Origin of the sequence: Pseudomonas triticicola (assembly GCF_019145375.1) — a bacterium.
GTDB lineage: Bacteria > Pseudomonadota > Gammaproteobacteria > Pseudomonadales > Pseudomonadaceae > Aquipseudomonas > Aquipseudomonas triticicola.
In genome coordinates this window covers 103,979-118,306 of record NZ_JAHSTX010000001.1, presented here as the reverse complement: position 1 = coordinate 118,306, position 14,328 = coordinate 103,979, and the positions used below count along the sequence as shown (strand labels likewise).

General features: G+C 61.1%; 12 protein-coding genes. 3 read left to right on the top strand and 9 right to left on the bottom strand.

Annotated features, from left to right (window positions below):
* Positions 1–4: 4 nt before the first annotated feature.
* The 9 genes from KVG85_RS00465 to edd form a co-directional block, all read right to left on the bottom strand.
* Positions 5–1,165 carry an ABC transporter ATP-binding protein gene (locus KVG85_RS00465; protein ID WP_217862703.1) on the bottom strand — a complete coding sequence of 387 codons (1,161 nt, stop codon included), beginning with the start codon at positions 1,163–1,165 and terminating at the stop codon, positions 5–7.
* 2 nt (positions 1,166–1,167) lie between these two features.
* Entirely contained in the window at positions 1,168–2,013 is an 846-nt protein-coding gene (locus KVG85_RS00460; protein ID WP_039758116.1) for a carbohydrate ABC transporter permease, read from the bottom strand.
* Positions 2,006–2,914 carry a carbohydrate ABC transporter permease gene (locus tag KVG85_RS00455; RefSeq protein WP_016773533.1) on the bottom strand — a complete coding sequence of 303 codons (909 nt, stop codon included), beginning with the start codon at positions 2,912–2,914 and terminating at the stop codon, positions 2,006–2,008. The genes KVG85_RS00460 and KVG85_RS00455 overlap by 8 nt, the downstream gene beginning before the upstream one ends.
* A gap of 119 nt (positions 2,915–3,033) precedes the next feature.
* Positions 3,034–4,335, bottom strand: a complete 1,302-nt coding sequence (locus KVG85_RS00450; protein WP_217862702.1) for an ABC transporter substrate-binding protein — start codon at positions 4,333–4,335, stop codon at positions 3,034–3,036.
* Between the two features lie 118 nt (positions 4,336–4,453).
* On the bottom strand, positions 4,454–5,713 hold the full coding sequence (locus KVG85_RS00445) for a D-mannose isomerase (RefSeq protein ID WP_217862701.1): 1,260 nt from the start codon (positions 5,711–5,713) through the stop codon (positions 4,454–4,456).
* 321 nt (positions 5,714–6,034) lie between these two features.
* A complete protein-coding gene (locus tag KVG85_RS00440) occupies positions 6,035–7,504 on the bottom strand; it encodes an ATP-binding protein (protein WP_071173345.1) in 1,470 nt (489 codons plus the stop codon).
* Positions 7,494–8,225 carry a response regulator gene (locus tag KVG85_RS00435; RefSeq protein WP_217862700.1) on the bottom strand — a complete coding sequence of 244 codons (732 nt, stop codon included), beginning with the start codon at positions 8,223–8,225 and terminating at the stop codon, positions 7,494–7,496. Before KVG85_RS00435 ends, KVG85_RS00440 begins: the two co-directional genes overlap by 11 nt.
* 180 nt (positions 8,226–8,405) lie before the next feature.
* Entirely contained in the window at positions 8,406–9,365 is a 960-nt protein-coding gene (locus KVG85_RS00430) for a glucokinase (protein WP_125926431.1), read from the bottom strand.
* Positions 9,362–11,188 carry a phosphogluconate dehydratase gene (edd, locus tag KVG85_RS00425; RefSeq protein WP_217862698.1) on the bottom strand — a complete coding sequence of 609 codons (1,827 nt, stop codon included), beginning with the start codon at positions 11,186–11,188 and terminating at the stop codon, positions 9,362–9,364. Before edd ends, KVG85_RS00430 begins: the two co-directional genes overlap by 4 nt.
* A gap of 220 nt (positions 11,189–11,408) precedes the next feature.
* Between edd and gap the strand changes: the two genes are divergently transcribed.
* From gap to KVG85_RS00410, 3 genes are all read left to right on the top strand, one after another.
* Positions 11,409–12,410, top strand: coding sequence for a type I glyceraldehyde-3-phosphate dehydrogenase (gap, locus tag KVG85_RS00420; protein WP_016773526.1), 1,002 nt, complete (start codon positions 11,409–11,411; stop codon positions 12,408–12,410).
* A 199-nt stretch (positions 12,411–12,609) separates the two neighbouring features.
* Positions 12,610–13,137, top strand: coding sequence for an RNA polymerase sigma factor (locus KVG85_RS00415; RefSeq protein ID WP_217862696.1), 528 nt, complete (start codon positions 12,610–12,612; stop codon positions 13,135–13,137).
* A 139-nt stretch (positions 13,138–13,276) separates the two neighbouring features.
* Positions 13,277–14,242, top strand: a complete 966-nt coding sequence (locus KVG85_RS00410) for a FecR family protein (protein ID WP_016773524.1) — start codon at positions 13,277–13,279, stop codon at positions 14,240–14,242.
* Positions 14,243–14,328 lie beyond the last annotated feature (86 nt).

Sequence of the window (14,328 nt, the reverse complement as noted above, 5' to 3'; positions counted from 1 at the left end):
GTTTTCAGCGGCCTTTGAACTGCGCCACATTCGCCGACCGGGTTTCTGTCTGCACCTGGCCCGCAACGCCCAGACGCTCACCGGTATTGGCGTCGAACAACAACACTTTCGATGGATCGAACTGCAGCGTCAGGCTTTCGCCTACCTGCGGTGCCACGTCGGGCGCCAGTCGGCAGCAGACCTTGGTGTCGTTCAGATTGACGAACACCAGGGTGTCCGGACCGGTCGGTTCGGTGACCTGCACTTCGGCGCGGATGCTCGGCAGACCATTGCCCTCGCCGCTCGCCAGCACAATCTGCTCCGGGCGCAGGCCGAGAATCACTTCGCGGTCTTCAAGGCCGGCGTCCTGCATGCTCATCGGCAATTCGCAACGCGCCTGGCCGCTGTCGAGCAGCGCCAGCAGACGACCGTCCTTGCGCTGCAAACGCAGGGGGATGAAGTTCATCGGCGGCGAACCGATGAAACTCGCCACGAACAGGTTGGCCGGGTCGTTGTAGATGTCTTTCGGCGTGCCGAACTGCTGAATGATGCCGTCCTTCATCACCGCGACCTTGTCGCCCAGCGTCATCGCTTCGATCTGGTCGTGGGTCACGTAGACCGTGGTGGTTTTCAGACGCTGGTGCATCAGTTTCATTTCGGTGCGCATCTCGACGCGCAGCTTGGCGTCGAGGTTCGACAGCGGTTCGTCGAACAGGTAGATCTTCGGCCGCCGCGCCAAGGCACGGCCCATCGCCACGCGCTGTTGCTGACCACCGGAGAGCTGGCCCGGCTTGCGATTGAGCAGGTGTTCGATCTGCAACAGCTTGGCGACGCGGGCGACTTCTTCGTCGATCGCGGCCTGCGGCATCTTGCGGATTTTCAGGCCGAACTCGATGTTCTCGCGCACGCTCATGGTCGGGTACAGCGCGTAGGACTGAAACACCATGGCGATGTCGCGATCCTTGGGGCTCATGCCGCTGACGTCCTGGTCGCCGATCATGATCGCGCCGCCGGTGATGGTTTCCAGACCAGCGATGCAGTTCATCAAGGTCGATTTGCCGCAGCCGGACGGGCCGACGAGAATCAGGAATTCACCGTCCTTGATCGACAGTTCGATGTTCTTCAGGGTGTCCGGCAGGCCGGCCCCGTAGGTCTTGTTTACGTTGCGAAGTTCAAGCGTAGCCATGATTACCCCTTGACCGCGCCGGCCGTCAGCCCGCGCACGAAATACTTGCCTGCGACCACATAGACCAGCAGGGTCGGCAGGCCGGCGATCATCGCCGCTGCCATATCCACGTTGTATTCCTTGGCGCCGGTGCTGGTGTTGACCAGGTTGTTCAGCGCCACGGTGATCGGTTGCGAATCACCGCTGGAGAACACCACACCGAACAGGAAGTCGTTCCAGATCTGGGTGAACTGCCAGATCAGGCAGACCATGATGATTGGCGTCGACATCGGCAGAATGATGCGGCGGAAAATCGTGAAGAACCCGGCGCCATCCAGACGCGCAGCCTTGACCAGCGCATCGGGAATGCTCACGTAGTAGTTGCGAAAGAACAGCGTGGTGAACGCCAGACCGTAGACCACGTGCACGAACACCAGACCGGTGGTGGTGCTCGCCAGGCCCATCTTGCCGAGGGTGAACGAGGCCGGCAGCAGCACGGTCTGGAACGGCAGGAAGCAGCCGAACAGCAGCAGACCGAAGAACAACTGCGAACCCCGGAAGCGCCACATCGACAGCACGTAACCGTTCAACGCACCGATCGCGGTGGAGATGATGACGGCCGGTACGGTGATCTTGATCGAGTTCCAGAAGTAGCCGTCAACCGTGGCCCAGGCCTTGACCCAGCCGATGCCGCTGACCACGGTCGGCCAGCTCAACAGGTTGCCGGTGCTGATATCTTCCGGGGTCTTGAAGCTGGTCAGCAACATGACTACCAGCGGCACCAGATAGAGGAACACTGCGAGGATCAGCACCGCGTAGATCGCGATGCGGCTCAAGCTGATAGCGGGTTTGGCAGCAAGACTAGTCATGACGCTTGGTCCTCAGCTCGGAATACAGGTAAGGCACGATGATCGCGAGGATCGCACCGAGCATCAGAATCGCACTGGCCGAGCCCATGCCCATCTGGCCGCGACTGAAGGTGAAGGAATACATGAACATCGCTGGCAGGTCGGAGGAATAACCCGGGCCGCCGGCGGTCATTGCCGCAACGAGGTCGAAGCTCTTGATCGCGATGTGCGCGAGGATCATCACCGCACTGAAGAACACCGGACGCAGGCTTGGCAGCACGACTTTCCAGTAGATGCGCGGCATGCTCGCGCCGTCGATCTGTGCGGCACGGATGATCGATTGATCGACGCCACGCAGGCCGGCGAGGAACATCGCCATGATGAAGCCCGAGGCTTGCCAAACAGCGGCGATCACCAGGCAGTAGACCACGCGATCGGGGTCGATCAGCCAGTCCAAACGGAAGCCTTCCCAGCCCCAGTCACGCAACAATTTGTCCAGGCCCATGCCCGGGTTGAGCAGCCATTTCCACGCGGTACCAGTGACGATCATCGAGAGCGCCATCGGGTACAGGTAAATGGTGCGGATAAAGCCTTCGCGACGGATGCGCTGGTCGAGGAACACCGCCAGCAACACGCCGATCACCAGGGTAATGCCGATGAACATGCCGCCGAACACGGCGAGGTTCTTGCTCGCCACCCACCAGCGGTCGTTGTCGAACAACCGCGCGTATTGCGCCAGACCGGCCCACTTGTAGTTGGGCAGGAAGGTCGAGGTGGTGAACGACAGAATGAACGTCCACAGGATGTAGCCATAGAAGCCCACCAGCACGATGAACATGCTCGGCGCCAGCACCAGTTTCGGTAGCCAGCGTTGCAATGCATCGAACGGCGAGGCCTTGCTGAACACAGCAACAGAACTCATGAGCAAATCCAGAAAAGAAAGAGAAGAACAGCTGCAAGCTGCAAGCTACAAGCCCAGCAACGCGCAAGCCTTTAACTTGCAGCTTGAAGCTTGAAGCTTGCAGCTCGCCGTCAAGGCGCCTATTTGGCCGACTGAACCGCCGCGCCGAGTTTCTTCGCCGCATCAGCCGGGTCGGCTTTCGGGTCGTTGATGTAGTTGGTGACTACGTCAAAGAACGCGCCCTGCACGGCCAGCGTGGTCGCCATGTTGTGCGCCATGCTTGGTTGCAGGCCGCCGGATTTGGCGTCCGCGAGGAAGTCCTTGGCAGCGGTCTGTGCGCAGGAGTCGAAGCCGAGCTTGTCCATGTTGTTCAACATGTCGTTGCGCACCGGGATCGAGCCTTTGTTGATGCTGAAGACTTTCTGGAAGTTCTCACCCAGCACGACTTTGGCGATGTCCTGCTGACCGGCCGCAGTGCCTGCGTCCTTCTGCTTGAACACGGCCAGCGAGTCGATGTTGTAGGTGAACGCCTTGTCGGTGCCCGGGAACGCTATGCACTCGTAGTCCTTGCCGGCGACTTTCTTGGCGGCGGTCCATTCGGACTTGGCCCAGTCACCCATGATCTGCATGCCGGCCTTGCCGTTGATGACCTTGGCCGCTTCGAGGTTCCAGTCCTGGCCTTTGCCGTCCGCGTCCATGTAGGTCGCGACTTTCTTCAGCTCGGTGAGCGCCTTGACCATTTCCGGGCCGGTCAGCGCCTTGTTGTCGAGATCGACCAGGGCTTTCTTGTAGCCATCCACGCCCATGACCGAGAGCACCACGGCTTCGAACACGGTGCTGTCCTGCCAAGGCTGACCGCCGTGGGCGAGCGGAATGAAGCCCGCCGCTTTCAGCTTGTCGCCGGCTGCGTAGAACTCTTCGAGGGTGGTTGGATTCTTGGTGATGCCGGCTTTCTTGAAGACTTCCGGGTTGATCCACAGCCAGTTCACGCGGTGAATGTTCACCGGCACGGCCACGTAATCACCGTCGTACTTCACGGTATCGGAGACTTTCTTGTCGAGCAGGCTGTCCCACTTTTCCGACTTGGCGACGTCTTTCAAAACGTCGGTGTCGAGCAGACCGGTCGACGCCCATTCCTGGATGTCCGGGCCTTTGATCTGCGCTACGCCTGGCGGGTTGCCGGCAACGGCACGGCTTTTCAGCACGGTCATGGCAGTCGCACCGCCACCACCGGCGACAGCGCCGTCTTTCCAGGTGAAACCGTCTTTTTCGACTTGGGCCTTGAGCACATCAACAGCGGCTTTTTCGCCACCGGAAGTCCACCAGTGCACGACTTCGACCGAACCTTTGGAGTCGGCAGCGGAGACACTGAGCGGCAGGATTGCGAGCGGGAACAGGGAGGCGACAGAAATGACAGTAGCGAGGCGAGAAATCGCATTCATTCGAGATGTACCTTTCTTGTTGTTATGCATTGCAAGTCTGGTGCTTGCGCTGCACGGAGTTTAAACAGAGCGTTTCGCTTCGCAGGTAACGAAGGGACGCGTAAATGTCACGACATGGTTACACAGGCACAGGCCGGGACAACCGCGCCAAAGCCGTGGCCATGCTTGGCGCCAGCGGCAATCGCGGAATCAGCACAGCCTGCCAGGCGTGATACAGATCGGGCTTGCCCGGCCAGATATCGGCACTTGGCACATTCTGCGGATTGAGTTCGTGGTGCCAGCTGCCGTTGCAACGGTCAATGAAATTCGTCTCACAGAACTCCCAGAACAGTCGGTACCAGCTTTCGTATTGCCCGTCGCCGCTGCGTTTGAGCAAGGCACTGGCGGCGGCGCTGGCTTCGGCGTGCGTCCAGTGCAGGCGATGGCGGACCACGGCTTTGTTGTGCCAGTCGAGGGTGTAGACAATGCCCGGCGCGCCATCGACATCCCAGCCGTGCCGGCAGTTGTTTTCGAAGAGTTTTTGAGCATCCAGGGCCAGCCAGCCCGGCGTCAGCATGCCGGCCTGCACCCGCGCGGCTTCAAGGTGCAGGAGCAAGCGCGCCCACTCGAAACCATGGCCCGGCGTGGTGCCGTAGGGACGGAAACCGTCAGCCGGATTGTCGTGGTTGTATTCGCGCAGCGGTTGCCAGTCGCGATCGAAGTGTTCGATGACCATGTAGTCGTTGGCAGCAGCGTGACCGTGAATGACCCGCTCGACGATGCGCTGGGCGCGCACCAGCCAGCGCGGATCTTCGGTTACATCGGCCAGCGCGAGGAATGCTTCGGTCGCGTGCATGTTGCTGTTGGCGCCGCGATAGGCTTCTTCTTCGCTCCAGTCGCGGTTGAAGAATTCGCGCATGGCGCCCTCTTCTTCGCTCCAGAAATAAGTGTCGATAATGTCGATTGCGTCATCGAGCAAGGCTTGGGCGCCGGGCCGTTGTGCGACCACGGCGGAGCTGGCGGCGAGCGCGACAAAGGCGTGCAGGTAGGCGTTCTTGCCGGTGTTGTCGTCGCGGTGTTCGGCCACCGCAAACCAGCCGCCGTGCAACGCATCACGCAGTGGCCCGCGCAACGCGGCGATACCGTGGTCGACCAGCTCGGCAAACCCCGGCAGGCCCTGAATGTGCGCCATGGCGAAGCTGTGGGTCATGCGCGCGGTGTTCATGGTTTCGGCTTGGGCGTGCGCCGGCAAACGGCCGCGCTCGTCGAGATTGCCGAAGCCTTCGGGCAGTCGTGATGCCTTGGCGAAATCCAGCAGACGCAGGCCTTCGGTAGCGAGCCATTGCTGGTGGGCAGGGGCGTTCAGCCAACTGCTGAAGTCTGGGTGAAAGGTGTCCATGGGGTGACCCTTTTTTGTTGTTAGGACTGCGGGCAGTCTAAACAACGGGCCAGGGCGGGCTTGTAACGAAGGGGACGGGGTTTGTCACTGGCTTGTGACAAAAGAAAAGAGCAAAAGCACCCTCACCCCAACCCTCTCCCGGAGGGAGAGGGGGCCGACCGAGGTGTCTTGCGTCCTCCGTCGACCTGAAAAATATTGGCGATTATGGATTCATCACCGCATTTACAGGTCAGCGCAGCTCAGCAGCATCCCCCAATCGGTCCCCTCTCCCTCTGGGCGGTCCGACGTTTCGGGAGGGCTAGGGTGAGGGGCTTTTCGGGGCTAATCCACAGACCGCGGCAACTGCAACGTCACCCGCAACCCGCCCTCACGCAGGTTCTGCAACGTCACCTCGCCGCCGTGGCTGTGGGCAATGTTGCGCGCAATGCCCAGACCGAGTCCGTAGCCCTGCTGCTGTCCCGCCAAACGGAAGTGCGGCTCGAACACTTGCTCCAGCCGCTGCTGCGGCACACCCGGCCCTTCATCGTCGACGTGCAAAACGAACGCGCTGTCATCGTCATCGATGTGCAGATGCGCGTTCTGCCCGTACTTCAAGGCGTTGTCGATCAGGTTGCCGATGCAGCGTTTGAGCGCCAGCGGCTTGCCCGGATACGCCGACAGCGCGCGGCCATGCTGAGTGACGCGGCCATTGCCGTTCGGCGCCAGATACGGCTCGACCAGGCAATCGAGGACGTGATTGAGATCCACCGGCTCGATGTTCTCGTGGATGTCGGTGTCTTTCACGCATTGCAGTGCGCCTTTGACCAGCAGCTCCAGCTCATCCAGATCGCGGCCGAATTTGGCTTGCAGCTGTTCGTCTTCGAGCAGTTCGACGCGCAAGCGCAGGCGGGTGATTGGCGTGCGCAAGTCATGGGAAATCGCGCTGAACAACTGGCTGCGCTCGGTCAGGTAACGGCTGATGCGTTCGCGCATGGTGTTGAACGCGCGGCCGACTTCGACCACTTCACTGCCACCGCCCTCCGCCACTGGCTCGACGTCGGCGCCCAGCGAGAGATCCCGCGCTGCCCGCGCCAGGCGCTTGAGCGGCCGGCTCTGCCAGTGCACCAGCAGGCCGATGAACAACAGCAAAAAGCCGCTGGTGAGGACGATAAACCACACCTGCTGCGCCGGCAGGCCTTGCTCTTCGAGACTGGTGTACGGCTCCGGCAGCAACGAGGCGATGTACAGCCATTCGCCCGGGGCCATTTGAATTTGCGTGACCAGCACCGGCGGATTCACCGGCTCCAGCGTCAACGCGTAGTGCGCCCAGGAGCGCGGCAATTCATCAAGTTTCAGCCCGGCGTTGAAAATCCGCAGGTCTTCGGGGCTGACGAAGGTCACCGAAATGTCCGTGTCATGGCCGAGGGACTGGCGCAGCACTTCATCCACCGCTTGCATCACGGCGGCCTTGCGCGGTGTGACCGGCAGCACGTCCATGCCCAGCGGTTTGTCGTTGAGGGTCACGACAAAACGGGTACCGCCCATGCTGCGCAATTGATCGAGCACCAGCGGTCGATAGGCCACTGGCAAGGAACGGAAATAGCTGACGCTGGCGGTCATCGAATGCGCCAGGCTGCGGGCGCTGGTGACCAAGCCTTCGAGCTGGGTGGCGCGCAGTTGCGAGACCCAGATCACACTCGACAGCGTCTGTGCGAACAGCACCGCCAGCAGGGTCAGCAGCAGCATCCGCCCGAGCAGTGAGCGCGGCACCGGTATGCGACTGGCGAATTTGCCCAGCGCCTCAGTGAGCATTGCCGGCAACCACATTGGCTGCCAACTGATAACCGCTGCCGCGCACGGTGCGGATCAGCCGTGGCGGTTTTTCGGTGTCGCGCAGGCGTTGGCGCAAACGGCTGACGGCCATGTCGACGATGCGATCAAGCGGCATCAGATCGCGGCCACGGGTGGCGTTGCCGATGGTGTCGCGGTCGAGGATTTGCTGCGGGTGGTCGAGGAACAGTTTCAGCAGGGCGAAATCGGCGCCGGAAAGAATCACTTCCTCGCCGTCGTTGTGGAACAGCCGATGGCTGACCGTGTCCAGGCGCCAGTCGTCGAAGACCAGCACTTCGCTGCCGCTGCGCTCGTGGGCGAATTGCGCGCGACGCAGCAGGGCCTTGATCCGCGCTTGCAGTTCGCGCGGGCTGAACGGTTTGCCAAGGTAATCGTCGGCGCCGAGCTCCAGACCGATCACCCGGTCGGCTTCGTCGGAACTGGCGGTCAGCATGATGATCGGCACCTGCGCCTGACGCGGATGCTGGCGCACCCAGCGGCACAGGCTGAAACCGTCTTCGTCGGGCAGCATCACATCGAGGATCACCAGATCGCTGGGCGCCTCGTTGAGCGCCTGACGAAAACCGGCACCATCGGCGGTGGCCCGCACCTGAAACCCGGCGCGGGTCAGGTAGGTTTCCAGCAACTCGCGTATTTCCTGGTCGTCATCGACCAACAATATCGACTTGTTGACTGAGCTCACTTCGAAGGCATCCTTGTTGTTGGAGTTGGGGCGGATTATGCCTTAAGCATCAAACTAACAAACACTACAGAAACCCTTGTGGGAGCGAGCCTGCTCGCGAATCGGTTTTAACATTCAACAGATCTGTTGACTGACACACCGCTTTCGCGAGCAGGCTCGCTCCCACAATTGGATTGCATTTCAGGTCGGGATTGATTGGTCCAGGGCCACGCCGGCGCCAACGAGGCCGGAATACGGCGCGGTCACCAGCCACACCGGGATGCCTTTGAAGTAATCGCTCATGCATCCCTTGTCGGCGAAGCAGCGGGCGAAGCCGCTGGCGAGGAAGAAATCGGCGAAGCGTGGAATCACCCCGCCAACGATAAACACGCCGCCGCGCGCGCCGGTGGTGAGCACGTTGTTGCCGGCGACGCGACCGAGCCAGCAGCAGAATTGCTCGAGCACTTCCAAAGCGATCGGATCACCGGCAAGGCCAGCGGCGGTGATCGCTTCCGGCGTTTCGAGTATCGGCTCATGGCCATCCACCGCACAGATCGCCCGGTACAGTCGAGGCAGGCCTCCGCCGCTCAACGCGGTTTCCGCGCTGACATGGCCGATCTCGTTGTAGATGTGCTGCCACAGTTGCGTTTCCCGCGGGCTGCTCAGCGGCAGGTCGACGTGGCCGCCCTCGCCCGGCAACGCGGCAAAGCGTCCTTCGCCGAGATCGAGCAAGGTGCCGACACCCAGGCCAGTGCCCGGGCCGATCACCACCGCCGGGCGCAACGGCTCCGGCGTGCCTTCGCAGACAACGCGGAATTCGCCGGGCTGCAAGCGGGTCATGCCCAGCGCCATCGCCGAGAAGTCGTTGGTCAGCAACAACTGCTCGACCTGCAAGGTCTTGCAGAACGCGCTGCGACTGAGCCGCCAGTGGTTGTTGGTGAATTTGAATTCATCGCCGCTCACCGGACCTGCCACCGACAGGCACACCGAGCCGATCGAGCCCGGCGCCAGCCCGAGCCCGCTCAGGTACAGAGCGATTGCCTCTTCCGGGCTGGCAAAGTCGGCTGTGGCCAGCACCTGAACCGATTGCAGTTGCTGGTTTTGCCACAACGCGAACCGCGCGTTGGTGCCTCCGATGTCACCGACCAAAGCCAGTTTCAATTAAGCGTCTCCAGGGCAGAAGTGAAGGCGCTGGCGCCCTGCTCCGCCGAGCTGAAGGCCATGCGCATGAAGCCAAACAGCTCGCGGCCGCTGCCAATGTTGTTGCCCAACAGGCCCTTGGCGGGTTCGCGCGCTGCAAATTCGGCGGCGTCGACCTTCAGTTCCAAGGTGCCTTTGACGCCATCGACGCGGATGATATCGCCCTCTTGCACGCGCGCCAAAGCGCCACCGACATAAGCTTCCGGGCTGACGTGAATCGCTGCGGGGATTTTCCCCGACGCGCCGGACATGCGCCCGTCAGTCACCAGCGCCACTTTGAAGCCGCGATCCTGCAACACGCCAAGAAACGGCGTCATCTTGTGCAGCTCGGGCATGCCGTTGGAACGCGGGCCCTGGAAGCGCATCACGGCGACAAAATCCTTCTCCAGCAGACCGGCCTTGAATGCGTCCGCCAGGTCTTGTTGATCCTGGAAGACCATCGCCGGTGCTTCGACGATCTGGTTCTCCAGCGCAACGGCAGAAACCTTCATCACCCCGCGACCGAGGTTGCCTTCCATCACCCGCAAGCCGCCCTCCTGCGAGAACGCACGCGACACCGGACGCAAGATGTTTTCGTCGAGGCTGTCGGTCGGGCCTTCGCGCCAGACCAGCTCGCCGTTATCGAGGAACGGCTCTTTGGTGTACTGGCTCAGGCCATGACCGAGCACGGTGTTGACGTCTTCATGCAGCAGGCCGGCGGCGAGCAGTTCGCGGATCAGGAACGACATGCCGCCCGCTGCCTGGAAGTGGTTGATGTCGGCTTTGCCGTTCGGGTAGACGTGGCTCAGGGTCGGGACGACTTCGGAAAGGTCGGCCATGTCCTGCCAGGTCAGCTGAATGCCCGCCGCCATGGCGATGGCCGGCATGTGCAGGGTGTGGTTGGTCGAGCCGCCGGTGGCGTGCAGGGCAACGATGGAGTTGACCAGCGCCTTCTCGTCGACGATTTCGCCGATCGGCATGAAGTTGCCGTTCTGCTTGGTCAGGCGCGTGACCTGATGCGCGGCTTCGCGGGTCAGGGCGTCGCGCAGTGGTGTGTTCGGGTTGACGAAAGACGCGCCCGGCAAGTGCAGGCCCATGACTTCCATCAGCAACTGGTTGGTGTTGGCGGTGCCGTAGAAGGTGCAGGTGCCCGGGCTGTGGTAGGACTTCATCTCCGATTCCAGCAGCTCTTCGCGGGTGGCCTTGCCTTCGGCGTACTTCTGGCGGACGTCGGCTTTTTCCTTGTTGGAAATCCCCGAAACCATCGGCCCGCCCGGTACGAAGATCGTTGGCAGATGACCGAAACGCAGCGAACCCATCATCAGGCCCGGGACGATCTTGTCGCAGATGCCGAGCATCAGCGCGCCGTCGAACATGTTGTGCGACAGCGCCACGGCGGTGGACATGGCGATGACTTCGCGGCTCGGCAGGCTCAGTTCCATGCCCGGCTCGCCCTGGGTCACGCCGTCGCACATCGCCGGAGTGCCGCCGGCGAACTGGCCGACCGAGCCGATTTCGCGCAGGGCGTTCTTGATCTGTTGTGGAAAGACTTCGTACGGCTGGTGCGCCGAAAGCATGTCGTTATAGGAAGACACAATGGCGATGTTCGCCGAGTTCATCATCCGCAGGCTGTGCTTGTCTTCAGTGCCGCAACCGGCCACGCCGTGGGCGAAGTTGGCGCATTGCAGCTTGCCGCGCATCGGGCCATCGGTGGCGGCGCCGCGAATCAATGCAAGGTAAGCCTGACGCGTGGCGCGGCTGCGGGCGATAAGCCGTTCGGTGACCTCAAGAACGCGGGGATGCATGTGTAGAACTCCAGGCTAACGGATGTGGCGACCTGATTGTCTATGCTGATCAAACGCCGTTGTTGTTGGAATGACAGACGGCTTTTTTGACCATTCGGACCAGTTGATTCAGGTCACTCGTTGTAGATAAAACAAAATATTGCCACTAAAAAGGCTTGTTTTCTATTTTTATGCGAATAATCTTGTAATTCCAACAACAAAACGACGGCGGCGCTGTTCCATGACTCTTCGAATCGCAATCAATGGTTTTGGCCGCATCGGCCGTAATGTCCTGCGCGCACTGTATACCCAAGGCTATCGTCAAGACCTGCAGATCGTCGCGATCAACGATCTGGGTGACAGTTCGATCAATGCCCATCTGCTCAAATACGACACCGTCCACGGCACTTTCGACGCCGAAGTGGCGCACGATAACGAAAGCCTGACGGTCAATGGCGACCGCATCGCCGTCAGCGCCATTCGCAACCCGGCCGACCTGCCGTGGGCCGCTGAAAAAATCGACGTAGTGTTCGAATGCACCGGTCTGTTCACCGACCGTGCCAAAGCCGCCGCGCATATCAGCGCCGGCGCCCGCAAGGTGATCATTTCTGCCCCGGCCAAAGGCGCCGACGCCACCGTCGTTTATGGCGTCAACCACGACATTCTGCGTCAGTCGCACCAGATCATTTCCAACGCTTCGTGCACCACCAACTGCCTCGCGCCAGTGGCGCAGGTGCTGCATCGCGAGTTGGGCATCGAAAGCGGCCTGATGACCACCATCCACGCCTACACCAATGACCAGAACCTCACCGACGTTTATCACAGCGACCCGTACCGTGCCCGCTCGGCCACGCAGAACATGATCCCGAGCAAGACCGGCGCAGCCGAAGCGGTAGGCCTGGTGCTGCCGGAACTGGCGGGCAAACTGACCGGCATGGCTGTGCGCGTACCGGTGATCAACGTGTCGCTGGTCGACCTCACCGTGCAACTGAAGAAAGAAGCCAGTGCCGACGAAGTCAACGCCCTGCTGAAAGCGGCGAGCCAGCATTCGAAAATTCTCGGTTACAACACCTTGCCGCTGGTTTCCAGCGACTTCAACCACAACCCGCTGTCGTCGATCTTCGACGCCAACCACACCAAGGTCAGCGGCAAGTTGCTGAAAGTGCTGGCCTGGTACGACAACGAATGGGGCTTCTCCAACCGCATGCTGGATAACTGCCTGGCGTTGTGTAACGCCGAATAATCCCAGCCGGCCCCCAATCCCTGTGGGAGCGAGCCTGCTCGCGAAAGCTTTCTGTCAGTCGATATGGAATTGACTGACACGACGCCTTCGCGAGCAGGCTCGCTCCCACAGGAGATCCGATTTCAATTTGAAATCAGCACTTGACCATTCAGCTGGATGATAAGCATTATCATTCGCTCAAAATGGATCAGGTCCTCCCGTGAGTCAATCGCGCTTCAACCACGTCTTCCTCGCCCAGCGCACTTCCCTGCTGCGCACGCTGGAACGGATGGTCAACAATCACAGCACCGCTGAAGACCTGTTGCAGGAGACCTACCTGCGCGTGACCCGGGCGTTGAGCGAACGGGCCATCGATCACCTTGAACCCTTTGTCTTCCAGACCGCGCGCAATCTGGCGCTGGATCATTTGCGCGCGCGCAAGATTCATGCGCGGACCATGGTCGACGACGTGCCGCGAGATGTCGTGCAGAGCATCGCCGCGCCCGCCAGCAGCGCCGAAGACGCCGCCCACGCCGAACAATTGCTGGAGCGTTTGAACGTGAGCCTCAGCCAACTCAGCCCGCGCCAGCAACAGATCTTCATCCTCAGCCGTTTGCACGGCCACAGCTATCAGGAAATCGCTGATGAACTTGATGTTTCGCTGAGCACCGTGCAGAAGGAACTGAAACTGATCATGTCGATCTGCATCGGCGTTGCCGAACGACATAACGGCAGTGGCAAGCTTTGAGCTGCAAGCTTCAAGCGGCAAGCGGCAAGCAAAAACGAAATGCAGTAACCCATCCGGCTTGCAGCTTGCAGCTTGCAGCTTGAAGCTAGAAACTGCTTCGCCAGAAGCCTTGCTTCGCCAGAAGCCCTGAGGAACCACCGTGACGGACACCCACCGCTCGCCTTCGCCCGATTCGGCGCGGGACGCTGCAGCAGCAATGGACCAGGCGCTGGACTGGCTCATCGTGCTCGGCAGCCCGGATGAGGAACAGACCCGGCAATTTCATGCCTGGCTGGCGGCTGATCCTTTGAACGCCGAGGCGTTCGCCAAGGCCCAGGCGATCTGGGACGGCCCGCAAGTCGCCCTGTGCGCCGAGGCTCTGGCAGCAAAACCGGTAAAAATCACTTTTCTCAAACGCTTGCGCCCGCATTGGAAACCGCTGGCTACCGCTGCGGTGCTGATCCTCGGGCTGTTCAGTTTCAGCAACCTGCCGATGCGCATTCAAGCGGATCACCTGACCGTGGTCGGCGAGCGTCAGCGGCTGCAACTGGAGGACGGCTCGAAGGTCCTGCTCAATACCAACTCGGCGTTTTCCAGCACCATCAACGATCAACAGCGCGTGGCCCGGCTGTTTCAGGGCGAGGCGTTTTTCGAGATCGCCAGCGGGCGCAATCAGCCGCTGGAGATCGACGCAGGTCCGGTGCAGGCAAGCGTGCACGACACCGCATTCGCCGTGCGCTACCTCGACGGGGTCGCGCAAGTGAATGTGCAACGTGGCGATGTCGATCTGCGCGCCACCCACAACGATGCCCGGGTGCGCCTGCGTGCCGGGGAAAGCATTCGCATCGGCCCCAACGGTTTTGATCGCCCGGCCAAGCTCGACGCCAATGCCGATCTGGCCTGGGTAGAAGGCCGTCTGGTGTTCGAGAACTGCCCGCTGAATCAGGTGCTGGCCGAGCTGCGCCGCTACTACCCGGGCTGGATCATCAACAACAACGAGCAACTGGCCGACGTCGCCGTCACCGGCAACTACCGTCTCGACCAGCCGCTCGACGTGGTCCGCTCTCTCGCCCACATCACCTCGGCGCGCCTGCAGGAATTCCCTGCGCTGGTGATTCTGAACTGAATGAGAATTATTTTTACTCGATAGCCAATGGCAGTACGTCTCGTTATAGCCAATGCAATTGATTCGCATCTAACCATGCCGATCAG